The following is a 23,796-nucleotide window of genomic DNA, read 5'->3' on the forward strand; positions in this document are numbered from 1 at the left end:
GATGCATCAGGTAGTTGCTTGTGAAGCGCCCAGGCATCTATCCAGGACACAGACCCGTGAAGAACTCATTCGATTATCTTGTTGTAGGCGGCGGCTCGGCAGGCAGTGTGCTGGCCTCGCGCCTGACCGAAGACCCCGATGCGACGCTCTGCCTCTTCGAAGCCGGCGGCAACGGCAACGGATGGCCGATCAACGTGCCGGCCGCCCTGGTGCTGATGATCCCGTCCCGGCTGAACAACTGGGCGTTCGAGACCGTGCCGCAGAAAGGGCTGCAGGGGCGGCGCGGCTATCAGCCGCGCGGCAAGGCATTGGGCGGATCGTCCGCGATCAATGCGATGGTGTACACGCGCGGCCATCATGCCGACTACGACGACTGGGCCGCGCTCGGCAACGAAGGCTGGGGCTGGAACGACGTCTTTCCGTACTTCAAGCGAAGCGAGCATAACGAGCGCCTCGGCAATGACTGGCATGGGCGCGGCGGCCCGCTCTGGGTGAGCGACCTGCGAACCGACAATCCATTTCAGGCGCGTTGGCTGGAGGCCGGGCGCCAGTGCGGCCTGCCCATCACGGACGACTTCAACGGTGCGGAGCAGGAAGGCGTCGGCATCTATCAGGTGACCCAGAAGAACGGCGAACGCTGGAGTGCCGCGCGTGCCTATCTGTTTCCGCACATGAACGCGCGCGGCAATCTGACGGTGGAAACCAATGCGCAGGTCCGGCGCATCGTGTTCGACGGCAACAGGGCCGTGGGCGTCGAAGTCACCCGTGCGGGGAATGTCGAGACGGTCTGGGCGAAAAAGGAGGTGATCCTTTCTGCGGGTGCATTTCAGTCGCCGCAGTTGCTGATGCTGTCCGGTATCGGTCCGAAGGAGGAGGTTCAGCGTCACGGGATCGACGTCGTGGCCGATCTCCCGGGTGTGGGGCAGAACCTGCAGGATCACCCCGACTTCGTCGTCAGCTACAAGACGAACAGCCTGGATGCGCTCGGCATATCGGTACGCGGTGGGCTCAAGACACTGGCCGACATCAGGCAATACCGGAAATCGCGCAGCGGTACGCTCACCACCAATTTTGCCGAAGGCGGCGCGTTCCTGAAGACGCGTCCCGATCTCGAGCGGCCGGACGTGCAGATGCACTTCGTCGTCGGCCCTGTCAGCGATCACGGACGCAAAATGCATCTGGGACACGGCATCTCCTGTCACGTATGCGTGCTGAGGCCGAAGAGCCGCGGATCGGTGAAGCTGCGCAGCGCGGATCCGCTGGATGCGCCGCTGATCGATCCGGCATTCCTCGATCACAGGGACGATCTCGACGTTCTCGTCGAGGGATACAAGCTGACGCGGCGCTTGATGGCGGCGCCGGCCATGTCGGCGTTCGTGACGGAAGATCTGTATGCGTCCCGGTCGCGTTCGGACGAAGACATACGCGCGCTACTGCGTGAGCGGACCGACACCGTTTACCACCCGGTGGGAACGTGTCGCATGGGGAACGACGCGCTCGCCGTCGTCGACGCTCAATTGCGCGTGCGGGGCACGGAGGGCCTGCGTGTCGTCGATGCGTCGATCATGCCGACGCTGGTTGGGGCAAACACGAACGCGCCGACGATCATGATCGGAGAGAAGGCGTCGGACCTGATTCGGGGGATCTCGCGATTTCCCGGCGGACATGCCGCAGTGAAAGCCGGAATGGGCGTTTGACGATCCTTTCTCGCGCCGGCATGCGTCGACGAAAGCTTCAGTCGTGCACGGACGTTGCGGCAGCATCGAATGCGCTGCAATGTCCGCTGTCGTCACGCCTATTAACTCATCGCTCAGCCGATCAAACGCGATCGGCGCGTGCCCCGGCCTGGCTGACGACACGGGTTCGTCATCGGCTTCCATGCCCGAATGGCTTCAGCGCATCGTGCCGAGTGCCATCTTCGATTCGTCGTGTCATGTGCTGGCGCCTGGAACGCTATCCGGCGCTTGAGCGCGGTCCGGAACACGGTCACGCGCCCGTAACGATGTGATATAGAGCACGGCTGACAGGAGGATGGGTCGTCGTTGGACAATCAGCGGCAAGCTTCGCGGCACGCAGTCGGCACTTCGTCCACATGCCGCCTCCGCATCGGATTCTTCTCGTGTCCGCCACACGCGCACCCTGTCGCGCGATGATCCCACCATCCGTCCCGGGGCGGGGACGACGTCAACCCAGCGAGCCGCGCGTTTCCATCGCGGCCCGCTGCGCCGATCGGACATCAAGTCGTTACCGCGAGATCGCCCCGTCGCGAGAGAAAACCAGCCATTTGTCGCCAGGCGACGGGAGCGCGGCCGTATAGGTCGTCCCGGTCTCGGTATGCACGCGCTTGAATGTCTTTCCGTCATCGGCGCTTTGTGCCTGCAACCCGTCGACACCCACGGCCAGGACGGTGGAGCCGCTGGACGCGAGTGCGGTGATCGAGTTCCTGGTCTCGAGCGTCGCGCGTGACCAGGTGTGGCCGTTGTCGTCGCTTCGCATCAACGTGCCGCGCAGTCCGCCGACCAGCAGCACACCGTCGGGCAGCGCGACGCCGCACCAGAACGAACCCTTGTAACCGGTCTCGATCGTCTCCCACGTATTGCCCTTGTCCTTCGACACGAGGAGATGCCCTTTCTCGGCGGTTGCGAAAATATCGCCGTTGCTGTTCGAAAAAATACCGAACAGGTTCAGGTCCGACTTCTTGCCGTTCGGAAGAACGGGTTCCTTTTTCGTCCAGGTCTTGCCGCCGTCGTCGGTGACGAGGATCAGCGACCAGAGCCCGACGGCCACGCCGTGGTTCGCATCGACAAAGTGAACGCCGAAGAGGGGACGATCCTCGGTCGCCGCGAGCCGCTGTAGCTGCCAGGTCTCGCCGCCGTCGGTGGTCTTCAGGATCGCGCCCCAGTGGCCGACGGCCCAGCCCGTGCTGGCGTCGATGAAGCTGACCGACGTCAGCGTCGAGCTCACGGGTACGGCCTTGGCCTGGCGGTACGTCGCGCCGCGGTTGTCGGACAGCAGGATGACGCCGTTCGCACCGACGCTCACGACCCGCGGCCCTGCCCACGTTGCATCCAGCACGGCCGACTGCGTCGCAATGCTCGACTGGACGGCCGGCACGGCTTTGAGTTCCGGTGCGGATACCGCGCATTGCATGCCGCCCAGCAGTGTTGCGCCGACGACGATAGCAGCCGAAATGGCGCGCATCTTGTGATTCATGATCGTGGAATCCTCTTCTTCAATGAGCGAGCAGGCCGGGTGCGCGCGCGGGCCGGCGTCTCGGGAACAGGCGCTCGAGCCACACGGCGAAGGCGGGCAGCACGGTCATGGCCATGACCATATTGACGATGAACATGAATGCCAGCAGCTTGCCCATGTCCGCCTGAAACTTGAGCTCGGAGAACGACCAGGTGGCGACGCCGATCGCGAGCGTGATGGCCGTGAAGATGGTCGCCGTGCCGATCTCGAGGATCGATTGTTCGAGCGCCTTGACGATTCCCACGCCGTTGGCCAGATGCAGTTGCAGCCGGTTGTAGATATAGAACGCGTAATCGACACCGATGCCGACCGCGAGCACCATCACCGGCAGCGTGGCGACGGTCAGGCCGATCTGCAGCTCCTTCATGAACCAGTACCCGATGAACGTGCCGATCGTCAGCGGCAGGCAGCAGGCGAGCACGGCGCGCAGGTCGCGGTACGTGACGAGCACGAGCAACACGATGGTCGCGTACACGTAAAGCATCATCGGCAGCTCGCTGCGCTCGATTTCGTCGTTGACCGCGGCGAGAACGCCGGCGTTTCCGGACGCGAGCCGGATCTTCACGCCAGGCAGCTTGTTCGCGTCGCGAAAATGCTTGGCGGCGGTGATCACCTGATTGATCGTCGTTGCCTTGTGGTCGGCCAGATAGATGTTCACCGCGGTCATGCTGCAGTCCTTGCGCATGACGCCCGGCGTGCGGGCCACCTCGCCGGCCAGTGACGAATAGTTGTCCGGATCGATCGGGATCGCCGACATCTTCGGGTTGCCTTCGTTGTATCCCTCGTTGTATTGACGCAGCAGCGAAGAAAACGAAACGACCGACAATACGCCGGGAACGGCGCGCATCGACCACACGAAGCGATCCTGATACGCGCCGATCTCCACGTTGTTGCACGACTGCGGCGGCGCCTCGAAGACGATGGACATCCAGTCCAGTCCCACGTCGTAGCTGGATGCGATCGACACCGAGTCCTGGTTGAAGCGGGCATCCGCGCGCAGCTCCGGCGCGCCTGCCTGCAGCGTGCCGACTACGCGGTCGCGGCTTTCCCACGCGGCCACGCAGAAGACCACGACGGCGGCCAGCAGGATGATCGCCGCGTTGCGGGGAACCGCGACTTTCGCGAGCACGCGCAGCACGCGGCCGCGGCGGGCGGCATGCAGCTCGGCGTTCTTCGCATAGCCGGGGTCGACCTTGAGCAGGGACGCGGCCAACGGAAGCATCACCAGATTCGTGACGATCTTGTACGCGACGCCGAGCGAAGCGGTGATCGCGAGCTCGCGAACCATCGGAATCGGGATCAGGATCAGCGTGACGAAGGACACGAACGCGGTCACCAGCGCGAGCGTTCCGGGAATCAGCAGCCCGCTGAAGCTGGATCGGGCGGCTTGCTCGACCGATTTCCCGTGCGAGATCTCACGAACGATGAAGTTGATCTGCTGGACGCCGTGTGACACGCCGATCGCGAACACGAGGAACGGCACCAGCACGCCCAGCGGGTCGAGCCCATAGCCGAGCAGATGCAGCGTGCCGAACTGCCAGACGAGCGAGACGAGCGAGCAGGTCAGCGGCAGAATCGTCAGGCGGACCGAGCGGCAGTACCAGTAGACAGCCAATGCGGTCAGCAGCAGCGCGATCGCGCAGAACTTCAGGACGGACGATGCGCCGTTCGCGATATCGCCGATCTGTTTCGCGAAACCGATGATCTGGATCTCGTAGTTCGTGTCTTCGAACTTCGATCGCAATTGCGATTCGAGCGCGCGGTCGAATGCGACGTAGTCGACCCGCTCGCCTTTCGCGTCCAGCTCGTTGAGGTCCGCGGTGACCATCGCACTGGTCTGGTCGCGAGACACGAGATTGCCGACAAAACCGCCCTGCGCAGTCGAGCGCGAAATGGCGTTGACCGTGTTGCCGTCGAGTTGATCCGGCGTCACGGTGCCGGGAATGAGCGGGTCGGCCCGGAAGCCGTCTTCGGTGATCTCGTTGACGAATGAATTGGGCGTCCAGAGCGATTGAACGCTGCTGCGCGAGACGTTCGGCAAAAACGTGACCGCCTGCGTGACGTCGTAGAGTCGCTTCAACGCGGCGGGCGTCCAGATGCTGCCGTGGCGCGCTTTGACGACGACGATCAGGCGATTGGCACCGAGCAGGTCGCCGCGATACTGGTTGAAGGTTTCCGTGTATTCGTGGCCGAGGGGAAGCTGCTTCTCGAATCCAGCATCCATGCGAAGCTTCACGGCGAAGCAGGCCATGACGACCGTGAACAGAACCAGAAGTGCCAGAACGAGCCGCCTGTGACCGAACAGCGCATTTTCCAGCGAATGAAGCATTCTCAGCAGCTTGCCGGGTCGGGCTGCGTCGGAAACAGGCGTTTGATTCATATTGACCTCAGAAATTGCGAGATGCGACGACAGCCACGAAGTCCCTGTCTCGTAGCGGGTTGGCCAGCGGGTTGGTCGGGCCCATGAAGCGCGTGTAGTTCAACGCGACCTGCCAGTTCGCCGGGTTCTGTATGAAATTCACATACAGGTTCATCGCCGTCACGCCGCGCATGAACTGGGCGTTCACGTTCGGCGTATTGCCGAACAGGCCGTACCGGACGTATATCCCCGGATTGACCTGCCACCCGGGAATGACGGTGCCGTCGTAGACCCAGTTGAAATCGACGTCGATCCCGCCGGAGTATTTCGTGCCCTGTGCACTACCCGGCGAGTTGAGTGCGCCCGTCGCGAACAGATCGTTGAATTCGTTGCCCCACAGCAGCGCACCGGGAGAAATCGGCGAGCCGCCATAGTTCTTGTGAAGCCCCGGATAGGCAATGATCACCGTCTCGGTCGTCAGCGTGGCGGTCTGCGCGCCGAGCAGCTTGAGGAATGCGCCGGAATTGCCCGGCTGGAGCGAGTAGAGGGTAGTCAGGTGCCACTGGAAACGCTTCTCGTCGAACCAGCAGTTGCCGCCTTGCGCGACGCATCCACTGGCCGGATTCAGCGGAACGGCGTCGCGCGGACGGTACGAGAGCTCGGTGCCGATCGCCCAGTCGCCAACCGGGAAGTTCGCGCTGACACCGATCATGTGGCGGTCTTCAGGAAACCTGAAGACGGTCCCGCCCGTCGAGCTCAGCGACACTTGCGGGAACTTGTCGTGGTACGCGATCGTATAGAAGCCGAGATTCAGATCCGTTCCCGCGGGCTGATAGCGGACGGAGAAACCGTACTGCCCGCCGTTCTTCGGATGCACGGTGGCCACGCCATATGCGTTGTTGCCGGGCCCGACGATCTGGTTGGACCAATAGCTGCCGACCGGGGGTAGATAGTTCTGGTTCCAGTTGCTCTGGACGTACCCTTCGACGTTCACGCCGTGACCCAGGCCGGACGCGACGCTCAGTATCGGGGCCGGCAGGATGATTTCCTTGACCTGCGCGCCGGGCTGCGAAGCGCGATTCACGTCGATCGCGTTCGTCGCATTGATCCCGCCGACTTCCCAGATGCTTTCGCCCCAGCTGACGACCTGGTTACCCACGCGGATACGCGTGATCTGGTCGCCGACGTTGAACTGCTTGCTGACCCACAGGTCGAGCAGGCGCGGCTTGAAGCGGATGTTCTTCTCGGCATTGGACGGGAGTCCGCCGCTCAGGCTCGGCGCAGGATTGTAGAAGAGATCCTGCCCGCTGGTCGCGCCGGACGTGCGGGTGCCGGAGTAGTCGTATTGCCAGGTGCCGCGCGCCATGAACGTCAGCCCCTGCGACGGCATCTTCAGCAGCAGCTCGTGGTTGCCCTTGAGATAGCTGGTGAACGGATCGCCCTTCTTGTAGTTGATATCGCCTTGATCGGAGAGCCCGCTCAGTTGACCGAGCCGGCCGCCACCGGTCGGTGCACCGGTGGCCGCGTCATAGGTCGGCGAGACGAGATTGCTGCTCGGCGACGCGGTTCGAATCCCGACGCCGGCCGACACCGTCGAATCGAAACTGCCTTCGACACTGCCGATCGTGAACGTGAAGGCGTGCGCGCTGCCGCACCCGAGGGCGACGAGCGCCGAGACCGCCGCGCGCACGAACGCCACACTGGAGCGCGGCTGAAATGAGGAGGGGGTAGCCATTTTGTGTCGGCACCTGTCAACGCTCGCTCAACGCGCGAAGATTATCGGCGTTGTAGAAGCTCGGCTTGTAGTGTTGGTCCGCCGACGAATCGACCGACCACTTTGCGTCCCGCCCGGCCGCGAGCATCGAACCGTCCACGAGGTACCGGCCGTCGACGAGGTTGTATTGAGCGAACGCGAGCGTGTCGCAGCTTCCCGTCTCGTACACCGGAATGATGTAACCCTCGCGAACTTTCGAGATGTTGCCCTGCGCGTCGTAGTCCACCGCGCCGAGGTAGCTCCAGCTGTCTTCGTCGACGTAGAACAGGCGCTTCGGCGCGGTATGGCGCATGCCCTGCTTGACCGTGGCTTCCACGACCCACACGCGGTGGAGTTCGTAGCGGCGCTTCGACGGATTCACGAAGTCCGGGCCATACGCGTCTTCGAATTTGTCGGAGAAGTCGTACATGCCCAGGTCGTTGTAGGTCACGATCATTTCCTTCTTGCCGAGCAGCTTCCACGAGAAGCGGTCGGTCTGCCCGGAGAAGACCATCGCTTCGTCTATGTTGTACTGGTTGTCGAAGCCGATCTGCGGTGCGTCGTAGGCGTACGACGGCATGCGGCGGGTACGGCGCTGGCCGGGGAAGTAGTAGAAGACTTCGGTCGGCTTGCCGGCGTAGGTCGTGAAGATCGCGGCCTGGCCGGCAATGGCGGCCGGCGACTTGTACGCGTAGTACGCGTTGCCTTCGACCTGGTTGACCTTCGCGAACGTCGTGCCGGATTTGTCGCCCCACGGCTGGTAGATCCACGCGTCCGACACGTTCTTGATCCAGTCGGACGCACCCCTGCGCGGCGAGACGACGGTGATGATGTCGCGCATCTCGACGCCCCCGCCGCGGTAATGCAGCTTCGCGTTCCACATCACTTCCGCGCCGGTCTTGGGCGCGGGGAACGGGTAGCCGGGCAGGTGGGCATCGGCGAGTTCAGAACCGTCCGCCGACATCTTGGCGAAGCCCACGTTGTTCTTCGTGTTCTCCGCGACGAAATCCGGGACGCCGCAGGTGCGCCGCGACGCATAGACCGGCATCGTGAAGCCCTTCAGGTTCTTCAACAATGCGATCTGGCCGGGATTGAGCTTGTCCGCGTATTTGTCGACATTGCTGGCGTCGATCGTGTACAGCGGCTTGTCGGACTTGTATTTGAAGAAATCCGCGCGGCGCTTGCCGAACGTCCAGCCGGGCCCGACGCCGCCGACCGGCGCCCATGCGGGAATGCCGCTGGCGGTGCCGGCGATCTCGGCGCCGGACGGCGTATGAGACGAGTCCAACCCTTCCGCAAACGCGCTGGTCAAAGTCATCGCGACCGCGGAAGCGAGAAGTGACGATTTCGCTGCCGATCGAACGAGCGAAGCGGATTGTTTGAAAGAATGCGTCTTGACCACATCAATCTCCTTGACCTTGACCGGGTAACGTGCGCCGGTCAAAAGGGTTGGGCATAGGCGAATGCATGCGAACGTAGCGATTTCCGTTGCAATTGATTCGTAATGCGAAGTATAGAAACGTGCGTTTTACCGTCTTTTGCATGAATCAACCGGCCCGTTCATCCGTGTTGCATCGGTGCCCCGGGTTGTCCGGCACACCTGATGGCGTGCCGGACGGTGTGTGCTGCATGCAGCTGACTTTCGTTTGCCGAAGCCGGGTACGGTCTGCTCGACCGGCGCGGCTCCGTACGCGTGCCACCGTCGGGTGGCGTCGGCTTATGCCGCGACCGACGACAAGTATTCGGCCGGCTGCGCGTGCCAGCCTGCCCAACGCTTCTCCCAATACAGGTTGTGAATCTTCTCGGAGATCGGGCCGGGGCCGCTGCGATTGCCGAGCGGCTGATCGTCGATCGCGCTGACGGGCATGATCCCGCCCGCGGACGACGACGTGAACGCTTCATCGGCTTCGCGCAACTGGGTCGCGGTGTATGTGCCGATGTTCACCTTCAGGCCGAGCTCGGCGGCGATGTCGAACACGCTCTGGCGCGTGATACCCAGCAGGCAGCCTTCGGCAGGCGTATAGAGCTCGCCGTTCTTGATGAAGAAGATGTTCGCACCGGCCGCTTCGGTGAGGTTGTCGTGTTCGTCGACGAGCACGGCCCAGTCCTTTTCCTGCGTCATCGCTTCGAACAGCGCGAGCTTCATGTCCATCCAGTGGAAGTTCTTGGCCGTCGGGTCGACCGCTTTCGCGGAGATACGGTTGTATCGCTTGCTGACCAGCAGGTTCGAGCCGCGCGTGCGGATCTCGTCGTCCGCCTGGAAGAAGAACGGCACCGCGAACGCAAACATCGCGTTCTTCATCGCGCTGCGGTCGCGGCGATCGACACTCAGCGGGCCGCGGGTGACGCACCACCACACGTATGCGTCTTTCAGGCCGGCGTTGCGCACGAGGTTGTGCAGGATTTCCCTGACCTGGTCGCGATTGAACGGATTCTCGAGGAAGAACTTCGCGGCCGACTCTTCCATGCGGGTGAGGTGATCGTCGAGCCGGAAGAAATTGCCTCGCGACACGGTGACCACATCGTAGGCCGCGTCGGCATGCAGGAAGCCGGCGTCGACGAGCGGGACGGTCGCTTCCGTGATGGGGACATAGTTGCCGTCGCAGAAGGCGCTGCCGTCCGCGTAGCGGGGTTCATGCGGTGCACGAGCATGCAACGGGTGCTCATGCATGATCTGCTGGACTTGGATGATTGCCATGGTAATTACCTTTCGCTCCCGTGGGAGAGTTGCCGTTCGGCGTTGATGTCAGAAAGCGACCGGATCGCGGTGCGCTACTTTGCGGATGGCTTGCTGCCTGGTCTATCCGACTGAAAGTCTGCCACATGACTTGATCAAATGACCGTGTAATAGAAAAGTATTGCTCGAAAAATGCGTTGTCGATGAAGGTTAACCCTCTGTGATGGGCGACCGACGCGCGAGCGGGGCCAGCCTTCAGCCCGACGTCCGGCAAACGTGCAGCGAGCGTCTTACTCCGCGTCGCTTTTGGCAATGCTGATTATTACGTAGTCGAGTGACTTGGACAAATGATCAAAAAAGGCGATAGTATCGGTCGTCCCGGGCGATTCCGAAGACTGACGACATGCCCCGAGACCAACTGACATGGAGCGAGCTGATGGCGATTTTTGAAGCAGATCATCTCCGCCGGGCGTTCATCGGCGGGCGATGGGTGGAGCCGGTGAACGGCGGGATCGAACAGGAAATCATCGATCCGGCGACGGGCGAAGTCTCGGGCGTTTTGCTGTTCTCCGACGAAGCGGACGTGGACCGGGCCGCGAAGGCGGCGAGCGACGCCTTCGCCACGTTCTCGAACACGCCGCTGGTCGAGCGGCTCGAGCTGCTCGAGGCCGTGATCGGTGTATACACCGAGCGGATGCAGGATATGGCGGATGCAATCACGCTCGAGATGGGTGCGCCGATGGATGCGATTTCCCGTCCGCTTCAGGCGGCGCTGGGGCTCTGGCATCTTCATACGACGCTGGAAGTCGCCCGGCAATACCCGTTCGATCGAATCCAGCGCACATCGCGGATCGTAAAGGAGCCGGTAGGGGTGTGCGGGTTGATCACGCCGTGGAACTGGCCGATGAACCAGGTCATGTGCAAGGTCGCACCGGCGCTGGTGGCGGGTTGCACGATCGTGCTGAAGCCGAGCCAGAATGCACCGTATTCAGCCATCGTGCTCGCCGAGATCCTCGAGCAGGCTGGGGTGCCGGCCGGGGTCTTCAATCTCGTGCAGGGCTCGGGGCAGCGCCTCGGGCGAGCCATCGCTTCCAGTCCGCTCTTCGACATGGTGTCGCTGACGGGGTCGACGAGCGCGGGCGTGGAGGTGGCCCAGGCCGCGGCAACGACGATCAAGCGGGTGACGCTGGAGCTCGGCGGAAAATCGGCGAACATCATTCTGGACAGCGAAAACTTCGCGCACGGCGTCACGCATGGCGTGCTGCAAATGATGGCCAATTCCGGCCAGACCTGTACCGCGCCGTCGCGCATGCTGGTGCCGGCGCATCGCCTCGACGAGGCGGAAAGGATCGCAGCGGCCGCGTGTGCGCAGGTCGTGGTCGGCGATCCGCGCGACCCGCGCACGACGATGGGCCCGGTGGCGAACCGGCGCCAGCATCGCAAGGTGCAGGAGATGATCCAGGCGGGCATCGACGAGGGCGCACGGCTCCTGTCGGGCGGGCTCGGCAGTCCTGCGGGACTCGAAAGAGGCTACTACGTGAAGCCGACCATCTTCAGCCGCGTGAACAATCGCATGAGGATTGCGACGGAGGAGATTTTCGGTCCCGTCCTCGTAATCATTCCCTATCGGGACGAATCGGACGCCGTCGCCATCGCCAACGACTCGCCGTACGGTTTGTCCGGGTACGTCTATGGCGAATCGATCGAGCAGGCGGAGCGGGTCGCCAGACAATTGCGGACGGGGATGGTGCATTTGAACGGTGCGGCCGTCGACATCGCGGCGCCGTTCGGCGGTTACAAGCAGTCCGGCAACGGGCGCGAATGGGGCTACGCCGGCATCGAGGAATTTCTCGAGACGAAGTCGATGTTCGGCGCGGCGCCGGATGCGGTCAACTGACGGGAATCGAAGACGGGCGCCCATATCGGGTGGGCGCCCCGCGTCAAGCCGCCGCCCATCTACGAAGCCGCGACGATGTCGCGGGCTGCCTTCCGGCGCGATGTTGCGCGGGCGGTCATCGTAGCGGCCCGGTCACGGTGTCGGCTTTCGGTGCAACGACGCACCGCGCCGATTTTCAGGCGAGTGCCGTCGAGTTCACGAGGGAAGCGGCCAACGCTTCCAGGGCCGAACTTGCGCTATCCAGGTTCGCCCGCAGCCTGCCGATATTCGGTTCGGCCTGCCAGCTATTCAGCAATCCGTCGACCAGGATGATGCTCATTCGGGCGACGGGTTCGATCACTTCAGGGCTGACGTGCGGGGCTTGCTTGCCGATATAGGCGACCATGCGTTCGACAGTCTGGATATAGGTCTTCAACGCGAAATCCGGACGATGGCGTTCTGCCCACTGGATCAGTTCAGATTGCGCTCGCGCGTACGATGGATGCTGAACGAGCCATTCGACGGTCTTGCGCAACTGCCATCCTGCGAGTTCGCCGAAAGACCGGAATTCACCATGAGCGGGCGTGTTCGTCGCGAGAAGCTCGAACAGCGATTCGTACACCGCGTTGAACAGATCGTCCTTGGTATGAAAGACATAATGGAGGGATGCGAGCGGGCAGCCTGCGGCTTGGGCAATGCGCCGCGTGGTGGCTCCAGCGACGCCGTGCGCGGCGATGACCTCCACAGCAGCGTCAACAAAATCTTGTCGCCGCAACGCAGCGCGAATTCTTGCCATTGGTAAGCTCCGGTACCCGAAAATCCTCGTCAGTGATGTCCTGTGGGCGTGTAGCGCTCATTCGCGATACGTGGTCAAGTGACCATGACGCGGGTGAATTATGTCGGCTTCTTGAAAGTTTGTCCATGGGGCGGCCAGCTTCAGGTTCTGGTTCCGCGAATATCCCGCTCGCGTTGAATCGCGGGCGAGAAGCGTATTCCGTTGACTTGATCATTTGACCATTAAAACGTTACGCAGGCGGCCATTTGCTGTCGATGGAGGTAAACCCGTGCGCGAGGCTCGACGCTCGCCTGTGATGTCACGTTTCCGTGAGGATCGAAGCGAGAGGGGGAGCGATTTGTCTGGAATGCCTGCGGTGCCGATAACGCGCGTCGCGCTCACCACGCCGGGGGCTCGAGCGATGGTTCTTCAAGGCGCCCTTGAGCAGGGCTCGCGTGCGGGCGCGGCGGCGCATGGGATGAAACTGTCGGCATCATGCGCCGCGCGTCGCGTGGAGGCGCCTAACAGATGATGCGAACGTCGCGGCAGCGAGGTTGTCGGGAAGCGAATGCGTTGGCGACGCGGCAGAAGCTTACTGCTTGCGCGCCGTCTTGCGAGTGGCCTTCGCGGCGGGCCGAGCATCCGAAAGCGTTGCCGCATAGGCGGCCAGCATCTTGCTCGCGTGATCGACATCGGTCGCCAGGCGTTTCGAGTCTTCCTGAGCGAACCAGGAAAAAAGCAGCCCGTCGGCCAGGGCAATGGTCAGTCGCGCGACGGCATCCAGCGCCTTGGCATCGGGGCGCGGCTCGGCGGAGGAGAGGTAGGCGCGCGCGCCTTCCAGCGAGATACGCAGGGCGCCGACGGCCACGTCGGGCTGATGCCGCAGCGCCCATGTATACAGTTCCGACTGGGTCTTCGCGTAGGCCGGGTTGGCTTCGAACCAGGCCATCACCGAGCGCAGATTGAATTCCGCGAGGTCGGCCAGGCTGCCATGCTCGGGCGCGTCCGGGCTATCCGAGCGGATCAGATCGATCAGGGACTCGTAGACGGCGAGTAACAGCTCGTCCTTCGAGTGGAAGACGTAGTGCAACGAAGCAAGCGGGCACCCCGCCGCTTCGGCAATGCGACGGGTCGTGGCGCCCTTCACACCGTGCTCTGCAATCACCGCGACAGTCGCCGCCACGAGGTCCTGGCGGCGGACTTCAGCCCGTACTCGCTGCATAGGCCAGCGCTCCGTTGTATGTCTTCGTTCAAGGATGCTACCCGCGCCGGGTAGTCGAATCGCCCGATATTAGCATGACGATGGGCGGGCTTTGGAAAGCCACGCAACGCATCGTCCAGCACGGATGTTGCATCGGACGCGGCGTGGAAAACATGGTGCGCCGGTTCGTGACGGGCATGACTGCGGCGCTCCCCGCAGGGACGCAGCGCACGGCGTGACGATGCTGGCGCGGCGCTGCGCAGCGCCGCTGCGGGGGCCCGCTCGACGCGTTCATCGGGCAGCTAATGGAAACCCCGTATTCCCAATGTCATTTCGAAGCATAAGACTCGTGCCTGCTGATATGGTCATTTGATCAAGTCTAATGACCTTGTGGGCCGGGCTGAGTGAGGGCTGCCTCCCGGCAACGTGATAAACGACATCGAAAGGGTATGCGAATGAGCAATTTGATTGCCGTCCTCGGCCTGGGCGCGATGGGATCCGCGATCGCTGTCTCGCTGATTGGACAGGGCGAGGACGTCGTCGTCTGGAACAGGAAATCCGGAAAGGCTCAACTCATGGCCGAGCTGGGCGCACGGGTGGCCGACAGTGCGACGGCTGCCTGTGCGCAGGCGGACGTGATCGTCATCGTGACTGCAACGCCGGTCGACCTCGCGGCGGATTTCGACGAACTCGGCGAGCGCCTGCAGGGAAAAACGATCGTCAATCTGGCAACCGGGCGTCCGTCCGAGGTCCTGACGCTGGATCGAATCGTGAGCCGCGCCGGCGCGAAATTCATCAGCGGAACCATCCAGTGCTTCCCGCCCGATATCGGCGGCGAGCGCGCATCCATTCTCCTGGGTGGCGACGAGGCTGTCTGGAACGAAGCCGAGTCCGTCGTTCGAAAGATCGCGCCGCAATCCGTCTACGTCGGCACACGGCCCGATGTACCGAATGTGCTCGACGCCGGGTTGACGGGCACGTTCGTTTTTGGCGCCGGCGCAGCCTTCCTGGAAGGTCTCCGGTTCGTCGTGGATTCAGGCATGTCGATCGACGAGATTCGCGGCCTGATTCCCACCTACATCGCCGGTCAGGTGCACTTCATCGAAGGCCTGTTCGAATCCGTGGCGGCTTCCGATTATCAGCCAAGGGGCGCGAGCCTGGACGTCTACGCGCGGGCGGTCGACCTGTTCCGGCAGGCACAGGAAGATGCAGGGTCGCCGCCACGCATCCTGACAGCATTACGCGAGCGCATCCGGTCATCCATCGCGCACGGCGATGGTGAACGCGGATACGCGGCACTTTTCAATCATTGATACTTGTTGGAGGAAATCATCATGTCGTTGCAACGCCTTTCGAGCGATAGCACTCCTGACGATCTGGCGAACGCGGTTCGTCAGGACGGCGGTGCGATCGTCAAGAATTTCACCGGTTCCGACTTGCTCGCGCGTATCCAGCGTACGCTCTTCGATACGCTCGAGTCGGCTCCGAACGGCGTAGACGAATACTTTGCCGGTACGCAGACGCGGCGCGTGTCGCGTCTGTTCGCGCGTACCGACTGGATGGCCGAGGTCGCGTTGCATCCGCTCTACCTGGGCGCCGCGCGCAGCATTCTGCAAACGCCGATCAAGATCTGGAGCGGCGAAAACCAGGTCGATGTCGCACCCGATATCCAGGTGGGCGTGACGCAGGCCATTCAGATCCTGTCGGGCCAAGGCCAGCAGCCGTTGCACCGCGACGATTCCGTGTGGCTGTGGCGACACCCGAACTATGGGCGTGAAGCACGCTTCCAGGTGATGGTCGCGGTATCCGACTTTACGGAGGAAAACGGCGCGACCCTGGTCATTCCGGGCAGCCACAAGTGGGATGACGAGCGCATGCCCAGGCAGGAGGAAGCGATTCCCGCTGTGATGTCCGCCGGCGATGCGCTTTTCTTCATCGGCTCGACTTATCACGGTGGCGGAAAGAACGTCAGCAATGCGCCGAGAACCGGCCTGACGATGTCGTATGACCTGGCGATCCTCCGGCAGGAAGAAAACCAGTATCTCACGCTGCCGATTGAACGCGTGAAGCGCTACCCGGAAGAACTGCAGCGGCTGCTCGGCTGGACGTACGGCACGACGTTTGCCGGCTTCGTCGAGCGTAACGGACAGATGTCGGACCCGAACGACCTGCTGAAAATGAAGGATTTCCTCGAGGTCGGGCATTTCGACTAACGAGGACGTGGCGGGGTGGGGTTCCGGCCCGGTAACCGGATGTCAACCGGGAGATTCCATCACGCGAGCGTCATGAGATTGTTTGGTGATGCGAATCAGTCCTCTGAACAATGCATTCATGAAGGCGAGCTGGAGAGCGATTCGACGCGTCGACGCGATTCCGCACTCGTGCAAACGATAGGGAGTAGATCGTGAATTACGAAATCAACGGAATCCGGAAAATCGCGCTGCTCTATACCGGAGCCGTGGTCTGGACGCCAAGCTACCTGCTTCCGTTCAACATCGAAGAGTCGATGGCCCGGTTCGGGCTGTCCGAAAGCGGCGCCGGGTGGCTCGCGTCCGCGGTACTACTCTGCCTTTCACTGTCCATCGTGATCTTCGGACGACAGATGGCGACGTTGAACAAGCGAATGGGCGCGCTCGTTGCGGCGGCGCTTGCCGTGCTGTCGACCTGCGCGATGTTTTCGAATGATTTCCACCTATTCGTCGCGGCAAAGCTGGTGCTCGGCGTCGCGCTGGGCGTCAGTTGCGTTTGTGCATACGGCGTCATTTCACACGTCAGGCACCCGGAGAAGGTCGCCGCGCAAGTGGCCGTGGCGATGGCCGTCATATTTTCCGCAGCGATGTACGTGGTTCCGATCGCGATCGCGAAGATCGGCAATATCGGTGTCGATGCCGTCCAGTTCGCCATCGTCGTCGCGGCGCTGTTTTTTGGCGCGTTCATGCATCCTGCGGTGAACGCAGCCGAGGAAAACGTCGCGAAGGATGCGATCAAATCCAACGACGTCCGCGCGATGCTGATCAGCGCATTTTTCATTTACGTGTCGCAGACGGCGCTGATGGGATTCGCCGCGGAAGTGGCCGCAACCCGGGGCGTTGCAGCGGAGCAGCTCGGCATCCTGTTCATGGTCAATGCCGCTGCGCAATTGCCGGTGGGGGTCGCGGTCAACTGGTTGGGCGACCGCTTCGGCTTGTTCAAGCCGATCGCCTTCGGACTCGCGCTGTTGATCGCATGCAGCCTGGGCATGTATTGCGTGGGCGGCCGATGGGCGTTTCTCGTGTCGACCGCGCTCATCAGTGCCGGTGCGACGCTGGTCGCCCCTTATATGGTGGCCGCGCTCTCGAAAATGGATGCCAGCGGAAGAAGCACCGCGACCTGCGCGTCGGCAATCAATCTTGGCTTGGCGGTCGGCCCCGCGATTGCCGGCACGGTGTTCGGCGTGGCAGGCTTGCGCGCGGTCGGCTGGCTTTCGGTCGGGCTGCTGCTCGTGCCGATTTTCCTGACCAGTGTTGCGATCCGGCAGCTCAAGTCGCGACATGCCCGGCCCGCGATCGCTTGACGCGACAGGCCAGGCAACCGCGTTGCCGGCCGAGCTCGCGCCGGCCGCTGCGCGCGTTGGTGCGGTACCGGCCGCCCGGCATGGTACTACGCGTATGGTGCGCTGGAGCGTGCGCAGGAACAGCAAATGAACCTCGATCGACGCCATAGCCTTGGCAGCCTGCGACGAAATCCGCTGTAGTCGGGGAGACCCCGCCGAAGTGCCGCTCGTCCTGCGTACGAGGCGAAGGGGCGACTACCGACGGTAGGGGCGGCCGGTCGATCGAGAGAGGCCGTGCGCGCCGGGCGAATCCGCCCGGTAGTGCGGCCTTCAACCGTCGGTCGAAGGCCCGCGAAACATCAAGGTCAACGCTGCACGGTGTCCAGAATATCGAGACGATTCAATGCGACCGACTTCTGTTTGAGTGCGCCGAACGCCGCTTCGGTCGCCTCGAGCGTACGCGCGATGTCTTCGTCAGTGTGGCTCGCCGTGAAGAACATGTTGTGCCACGGGTGAAGATAAGCGCCGCTCTTGACGACTTCCGAAGCCCATGCCCGGCCGCGGGACACGAGCTCGTCGTCACCTGCGAAAAGCATCTGGGGCATCACGCTCGGGCCGGTCTGCTTGAGCTCGAAGCCATGCCGCTCCGCTTGTTCGGCGATGCCGGCGCGCAACTTGTCCGCCAGGCGTTTCGTGTGTTCGAGGTAGTCGGTCTCTCTGACCAGGCGCAGCGTTTCGATGGCAGCGGCCATCGGGACGGCGGACAGCCAGTAGGAGCCCGTGACGAAAATGTTCGTCGCGGCCTCCCGTGCCTTGTCGGAACCCAGGACCGCGGCGATCGCATAGCCGCCGCCAATGGCTTTGCCCCAGCAGCTGAGGTCCGGGTGCACGCCCCAGTCCGACCATGAACAATCGCGCGAGAGGCGCAGCCCAGTACGGACCTCGTCCACGACCAGAAGCGCTTCCTGTTCATCAGCGAGGCGGCGGCATGCGTGGGCATACTCGACCGACGGAAAGAACTGGTCGAAAAGCACTTCGTGGCGGAACGGCGTTGCGTAGATGGCCGCCACGTCACCGTCCACGCTCTTGACGGCGGCGTCGAGACTCTCGATATCGTTGTACTCGAAGTAGACGACGTGTGCGCGATCTTCCTTGGTAATGCCCGTCGTATACGGCACATTCCACGGTGACGCGCCATGGTACGTGCCGCGCGCGACGAGAACCTTCCGCTTGCCGCGATAGGCTCGCGAGATCACCATGGCCATCGAAGTGGCATCCGAGCCGTTCTTGCAGAACATCGCCCAGTCGGCGTGGCTGACCTGTCGAGTGAGCGCCTCGGCAAGCTCGACCATCACCGCGCTCGGGCCCGTGGCCGTGTCGATGTTCTGCAACTGAAGGGCCGCGGCCCGCTCGATCTGCTCGTTGCCGTAGCCGAACAGATTCGTGCCGTAACCACACACGTAATCGATGTACTGGCTGCCGTCGACGTCCCAGAGATAGGTTCCCTTCGCTTTTGCAAAGTACAACGGGAAGTCTTCCGTCAAATACTTGACGCTCTGGTGACCATACATCCCGCCCGGGATGACTTTTTCGGCTCTTGCAAACCACTCGTTCTTCTTCGCCAGCCTGTCCATGCTCGACTCCTTGTGAAAAATTCGTTTCAGGCAATGCCAGATTGACATTCGATCAATTGAATTGGTCGATTGACTTTCATAACGCGAACTACCGGGGCGAGTCGTAATGCTCGATGTGGTAAAGAACCATGAGTCCCGGGCTGAATACGAACAGTATCCCGGCGACAAGCGAGAGTAAGATGAGTAAGCGCTTCGCCATGATCAGCCTCCGCGGTTGATGAGCTGAGTTGGAAAATCGATTGTTCGCGAACATGCCGGGAGCGTGAGGCGATGCCCGTATTCGCGGGAAACGAGCATTGCGTCAGACCACTTCGAACAGGCCGGCGGCACCCATTCCGCCTCCCACGCACATCGATACGACGACGTAGCGTGCGCCGCGCCGTTTGCCTTCGATCAGTGCGTGACCGACCATGCGCGCGCCGGTCATCCCGTACGGATGGCCGATGGAAATGCTGCCGCCGTTGACGTTGTATCGCTCGGGATCGATGCCGAGCTTCTCGCGGCAGTACAGCGCCTGGCACGCAAACGCCTCGTTGAGCTCCCACAAACCGATGTCGTCGGTCTTCAGGCCATGAAGCTTGAGCAGCTTGGGGATCGCGTAGATCGGACCGATGCCCATCTCCTCCGGCGCATTGCCGACGACGGTCATCCCGCGATAGATGCCGAGCGGCGCCGCGCCGATCTGCTGGGCGGTTTTCCCGTTCATCAGGACGCACGCGCTTGCACCGTCCGAAAGCTGGCTCGCGTTGCCTGCCGTCACGACGCCGCCGTCGACTACCGGTGCGAGAGACGCAAGCGATTCGAGCGTCGTGCCGGGACGATTGCCTTCGTCCTGCGTGAGCGTGACCTCATGCTGCGACGTCTTGCCGGTCGCTTTGTCGACGACCAGCTTTCGTGTCGTGATCGGGACGATTTCGCTCGAGAAGCGACCCGCGGCTTGTGCGGCGGCAGTGCGCAGCTGGGAGTCGAGGGCGTACTGATCCTGGACGTCCCGGGAGATCCCGTACTTGCGGGAAACGAACTCGGCGGTCTCGAGCATCGGCATGTAGGCCGCCGGTTGCACGGCCAGCACGTTGGGATCCTGGTCGGCGCGCGTCCACTCGAAGTAGCGCGTTTGGACCGCCGAGATATTTTCCTGGCCGCCCGCAACGACGACCTCCATCCCGTCATACATGATCTGCTTGGCAGCCGTCGCGATCGCCATCAGGCCCGATGCACATTGCCGGTCGAGCGTTTGCGCCGCGACGCTGGCTGGCAATCCGGCTGCCAGCACACCATGTCGTGCGATATTGCCGCCGGCGGTGCCGGCGTTGAGGACCGAACCGATCACGGCGTCCTCGATGCGATCGGGCTCGATGCCGGCACGCAGCACCGCATGCCTGATCGCGTGCCCTAGCAGCGTGGGCGAGTGCGTGAGGTTGAACGCACCGCGATAGGCCTTGCCGATCGGCGTACGTGCGGTGGAAACGATGACTGCATCAATCATGCTGCATTCCTTATCAATCAGGCGACGAAATGAAATGGAGACATTGCGTACGGGTCAGAACCAATGTTCCGGGATGGTGAGCGGGGTCGTCTCGACCGGATCGAGAACGGCGAGCCACGCGGCGACCTTGGGCATTTCCCATCCGTAGAAGTAGTCGCACGCGGCGAGTTTGCCGCGGTGGAAGTCGGTTCCCGTCGGGCCGCTTTCGAGCGCGCCGGCCACGATTGCCTGATCGAGCCAGAGCCAGCCGACCACGACATGCCCGAATGCTTCGAGATAGGCACCCGCGTTCGCAAGCTGGACGTCGGGGTCGTCGAGCCGGTGCAACGCATCGGTGACGGCCCGGATACGCTCCCACGCGCTTTGGAGCGAATCGGCGTGGCGCTGGAGCGAGCGGGCCGACCGTGCGGCCGAGACGGTGGCGGCGATCTTCCTGCCGAGCGCTGCCATGGCGACACCGCCGTTTGCGCGTGTTTTGCGGCCCAGCAGGTCGAGCGCCTGAATGCCGAACGTGCCTTCGTGGATCGGATTGAGGCGGTTGTCGCGATAGAACTGCTCGACGTTGTATTCGCGCGTGTATCCATACCCGCCGTGAACCTGAATCGCGAGATCGTTGGCGACGAGGCCCCATTGCGATGGCCAGCTCTTGACGACGGGGGTGAGCAGGTCGAGCAGGCAATGGGCTGCCTCGCGGCCTGAGGCGTCTTCCAGCGACCGGATATCGTCGCTCAGACGCGCCGCGTAAAGGCACAACGCCAGCGCGCCCGACACATACGCTTTCTGGGCCAGCAGCATGCGCCGGACGTCGGCATGACGGATGATCGGGATCTGCGCGGAGGCAGGCGATCGGTCGCCGCGCGGCCGCCCCTGCACGCGCGTCTTTGCATAATCGAGCGCGTGCAGATAGCCCGTATAACCGATCGCGGCGGCGCTGAGGCCGACGGAGATACGCGCCTCGTTCATCATGTGGAACATGTACGCCAGCCCCTTGCCGGGCTCGCCGACGATCTCGCCGATCGCGCCGGCCTCGCCTTCCGGCAGGTAGCGACCCTCGCCGAAATTGAGCAGGCAGTTCACGGTGCCGCGATATCCCATCTTGTGATTGATGCCGGCCAGCGCGACATCGTTTCGCGGGCCCGGCAGGCCGTCCGGGCCGACCAACTTGCGCGGAACCGTGAAGAGCGAGATACCCTGGATGCCCGGCGGAAGCTGGCCGCGCTCGTCGGGAATTTTTGCCAGCACCAGGTGGACGATATTCTCGGCAAGCTCGTGGTCGCCGCCTGAAATCCACATCTTGTTGCCGAACAGGCGGTAGCGGCCGTCCTTGCTCGGGACCGCACGCGTGCGGATGTCGGCAAGGCTCGACCCGGCTTGCGGTTCCGACAGGCACATCGTGCCGAAGCACCGACCTTCCGACATGGCCTTCACGTAGTGCTCCACCCGCGCCCGTTCGCCGTGGGCCATGAGCAGATTGGCATTGGCGATCGTCAGAAACGCGTAGCCCGCGGTACCCGGATTGGCTGCGAGCAAATACGCCATACCGGCCCGCTCCACGGTGCTCGGCAGGCTCATGCCGTTCCACTCGCCGGGGAACGACGCGCTGATCAGGCCGGCGTCCGAAAATGCGCGCAAGGCGATGCCGACTTCCGGGTTGATGGTGACGCGCTCGCCGTCGAATGCGGGTTCGTTGCTGTCGTTCTTCTTGTTATGCGGCTTGAAGAGATCCGTGGCGAGCGATTCGTAGACATCAAGCACGGATGTATAGTCGAAGCGGTCTTGCCCCGCATATCGTGGCCTGCCGGCAAGAGATTCGACCTGCAGCCAGTCGAAAAGAATGAACTCCACGTCGCGACGGGAGAGGGTGAGTTCGCTAGTCATGAAATAGAGCGGGTGGGTTTCGGTTGGCTTCGCAATCTGCAGGACAGAAACTTCGGGTTCCGAATAACTGTCACCGGAAATCGGCCCCCCGGGCATGGCTGTGCGTGATGGTGTTCATTGCCACGACCGCGCTGCCGGACGGTACAGCACAACACGATTGGTCAGGTCAACGGTCATGGGTTGTCTCGTCGATGGTGATGGTGTAGTACGTCGCGCATCCGCGTGAAGAAAGTCGGAGCCGCACGGTCCGAACCCGTCCGTATGCACGTTGTATGTGCGGCTCAAAGGCCGAGGTGCGTTGCAATATCGTCGTAGTCGACTTGCCACAGGCCCGGCGTGCCAGCCGGATATTGGGAGCGGAAGCCGATGATTCGCTGCACGCGTTTGGACAGGCTTCTCACGATGTCCATGTCGACGATGAACGGATACGCTTCCTCCGGCGTCAGGTAGGACGGTTGCATCGGCAGCGTGAGCCCGCGCCGGCGCTCGTTCTTCGTCACGTTGGCGCCGCCGCCGTGGATCACTTTTCCGCTGAACAGCAACGCGTCGCCGGCATCCATCTCGGCGGCAATGGTCATGTCGGGCGTGCCCTTGCTGTCGAAGTAGTCCTCGTCCCAGTTCTGGCTTCCGGGAATGATTCGGGTGGCGCCGTTTTCGTCGGTGAAGCGCGTGAGGGCAATCATCAGGTTCGTAAACACCGTCGGCCCGTTGACGCCGAGCGCGCATAGCGGCGGGAAGTTGCCGACATCGCGATGCAGCATTTGCGCGGTGTTGCCCGGGCCGATGTCGATCACCTGTGCAGTCGACAGCCACCAGTCGCCGGACTCTTCACGGTATAGCACCTCACCGAGTTCATGAAAAAGGTCGTCGTCGAGCACGCCGCCGAAGGTCTTGCTGTGCGTGATCATGTTCGTCAGGCGCTTCGTATGCGCGCCGTGGAATGCCTTGATCAATTCATGGTCGTGCGACGACCCTTCGCGAAGCCCTTCGAGCGGGCCGTCGACTTCGCGATTGATGTTCGCGACTTGTTCTTCGGACAGGTAGCCCTTGATCCGGACGCCGCCGTATCGATTCATCAGCGACACGATTTCCTGCGCGCTGGTCGTCTTGGGGACGATGGGGAGCGTGTCTTGAATGTTGCGGCTATTTGCGCACATTGTTTCCTCGACGTGGTGGGACGGGTCAGTCAAAGCAGCGTCGCTTTCCGAACCCGGCATTCGGGACTAAAGTTGAATGTTTGACTTGATCATTTGACATTGTATGTTTCGGCTTTGTGCGGCTGATTCCGTTCCCGATGGTCAACCGAGCGCACGCTCGTAAAACGTCTGTCTCCACAGCCCCACGGTTCGACAGCCAGCACATCGTGCCGGATA

Annotated in this window: 16 protein-coding genes; 5 read left to right on the forward strand and 11 right to left on the reverse strand. The window is 62.6% G+C overall.

What is annotated here, in order from left to right:
• Positions 1-56: 56 nt before the first annotated feature.
• Positions 57-1,697: a GMC family oxidoreductase gene (locus ACP26O_RS26545; protein ID WP_175663028.1), complete on the forward strand. Its 1,641-nt coding sequence runs from the start codon at positions 57-59 to the stop codon at positions 1,695-1,697.
• A gap of 547 nt (positions 1,698-2,244) precedes the next feature.
• On the opposite strand, the gene ACP26O_RS26550 is transcribed toward ACP26O_RS26545, so the two are convergent.
• From ACP26O_RS26550 to ACP26O_RS26570, 5 genes are all read right to left on the reverse strand, one after another.
• Positions 2,245-3,213, reverse strand: coding sequence for a WD40/YVTN/BNR-like repeat-containing protein (locus ACP26O_RS26550; protein WP_244098915.1), 969 nt, complete (start codon positions 3,211-3,213; stop codon positions 2,245-2,247).
• Positions 3,214-3,232: 19 nt separating this feature from the next.
• On the reverse strand, positions 3,233-5,632 hold the full coding sequence (locus ACP26O_RS26555) for an efflux RND transporter permease subunit (RefSeq protein WP_208446700.1): 2,400 nt from the start codon (positions 5,630-5,632) through the stop codon (positions 3,233-3,235).
• A 7-nt stretch (positions 5,633-5,639) separates the two neighbouring features.
• Positions 5,640-7,346 carry a DUF1302 domain-containing protein gene (locus tag ACP26O_RS26560; RefSeq protein WP_175663026.1) on the reverse strand — a complete coding sequence of 569 codons (1,707 nt, stop codon included), beginning with the start codon at positions 7,344-7,346 and terminating at the stop codon, positions 5,640-5,642.
• Between the two features lie 16 nt (positions 7,347-7,362).
• On the reverse strand, positions 7,363-8,682 hold the full coding sequence (locus ACP26O_RS26565) for a DUF1329 domain-containing protein (protein ID WP_244098914.1): 1,320 nt from the start codon (positions 8,680-8,682) through the stop codon (positions 7,363-7,365).
• 399 nt (positions 8,683-9,081) lie between these two features.
• Positions 9,082-10,062 carry an aminotransferase class IV gene (locus ACP26O_RS26570; protein WP_175659510.1) on the reverse strand — a complete coding sequence of 327 codons (981 nt, stop codon included), beginning with the start codon at positions 10,060-10,062 and terminating at the stop codon, positions 9,082-9,084.
• Positions 10,063-10,477: 415 nt separating this feature from the next.
• Here ACP26O_RS26570 and ACP26O_RS26575 point away from each other — a divergent pair, with 415 nt between their 5' ends.
• On the forward strand, positions 10,478-11,938 hold the full coding sequence (locus tag ACP26O_RS26575; RefSeq protein WP_175663025.1) for an aldehyde dehydrogenase family protein: 1,461 nt from the start codon (positions 10,478-10,480) through the stop codon (positions 11,936-11,938).
• A gap of 175 nt (positions 11,939-12,113) precedes the next feature.
• Here the strand turns inward: ACP26O_RS26575 and ACP26O_RS26580 are convergent, their stop codons facing one another.
• Positions 12,114-12,713, reverse strand: coding sequence for a TetR/AcrR family transcriptional regulator (locus tag ACP26O_RS26580; protein WP_175663024.1), 600 nt, complete (start codon positions 12,711-12,713; stop codon positions 12,114-12,116).
• Positions 12,714-13,284: 571 nt separating this feature from the next.
• On the reverse strand, positions 13,285-13,914 hold the full coding sequence (locus ACP26O_RS26585; RefSeq protein WP_175663023.1) for a TetR/AcrR family transcriptional regulator: 630 nt from the start codon (positions 13,912-13,914) through the stop codon (positions 13,285-13,287).
• 434 nt (positions 13,915-14,348) lie between these two features.
• Between ACP26O_RS26585 and ACP26O_RS26590 the strand changes: the two genes are divergently transcribed.
• The 3 genes from ACP26O_RS26590 to ACP26O_RS26600 all read left to right on the forward strand — a co-directional run bounded on the left by ACP26O_RS26590 (position 14,349) and on the right by ACP26O_RS26600 (position 17,446).
• On the forward strand, positions 14,349-15,206 hold the full coding sequence (locus ACP26O_RS26590; protein WP_244098913.1) for an NAD(P)-dependent oxidoreductase: 858 nt from the start codon (positions 14,349-14,351) through the stop codon (positions 15,204-15,206).
• 6 nt (positions 15,207-15,212) lie between these two features.
• Positions 15,213-16,106, forward strand: coding sequence for a phytanoyl-CoA dioxygenase family protein (locus ACP26O_RS26595; RefSeq protein WP_244098912.1), 894 nt, complete (start codon positions 15,213-15,215; stop codon positions 16,104-16,106).
• 191 nt (positions 16,107-16,297) lie between these two features.
• On the forward strand, positions 16,298-17,446 hold the full coding sequence (locus ACP26O_RS26600) for an MFS transporter (protein WP_175663021.1): 1,149 nt from the start codon (positions 16,298-16,300) through the stop codon (positions 17,444-17,446).
• Positions 17,447-17,790: 344 nt separating this feature from the next.
• Here the strand turns inward: ACP26O_RS26600 and ACP26O_RS26605 are convergent, their stop codons facing one another.
• The 4 genes from ACP26O_RS26605 to ACP26O_RS26620 form a co-directional block, all read right to left on the reverse strand.
• Positions 17,791-19,059, reverse strand: a complete 1,269-nt coding sequence (locus tag ACP26O_RS26605; RefSeq protein WP_175663020.1) for an aminotransferase class III-fold pyridoxal phosphate-dependent enzyme — start codon at positions 19,057-19,059, stop codon at positions 17,791-17,793.
• Positions 19,060-19,360: 301 nt separating this feature from the next.
• Positions 19,361-20,545, reverse strand: a complete 1,185-nt coding sequence (locus tag ACP26O_RS26610) for an acetyl-CoA C-acyltransferase (protein ID WP_175663019.1) — start codon at positions 20,543-20,545, stop codon at positions 19,361-19,363.
• Between the two features lie 54 nt (positions 20,546-20,599).
• The gene (locus ACP26O_RS26615; RefSeq protein ID WP_175663018.1) at positions 20,600-22,423 is read right to left on the reverse strand and encodes an acyl-CoA dehydrogenase; all 1,824 of its coding nucleotides are present in this window, start codon (positions 22,421-22,423) and stop codon (positions 20,600-20,602) included.
• A 281-nt stretch (positions 22,424-22,704) separates the two neighbouring features.
• Positions 22,705-23,580 carry a phytanoyl-CoA dioxygenase family protein gene (locus ACP26O_RS26620; RefSeq protein ID WP_175663017.1) on the reverse strand — a complete coding sequence of 292 codons (876 nt, stop codon included), beginning with the start codon at positions 23,578-23,580 and terminating at the stop codon, positions 22,705-22,707.
• Positions 23,581-23,796 lie beyond the last annotated feature (216 nt).

Origin of the sequence: Burkholderia sp. R-40, assembly GCF_049942845.1 — a bacterium.
GTDB lineage: Bacteria > Pseudomonadota > Gammaproteobacteria > Burkholderiales > Burkholderiaceae > Burkholderia > Burkholderia ambifaria.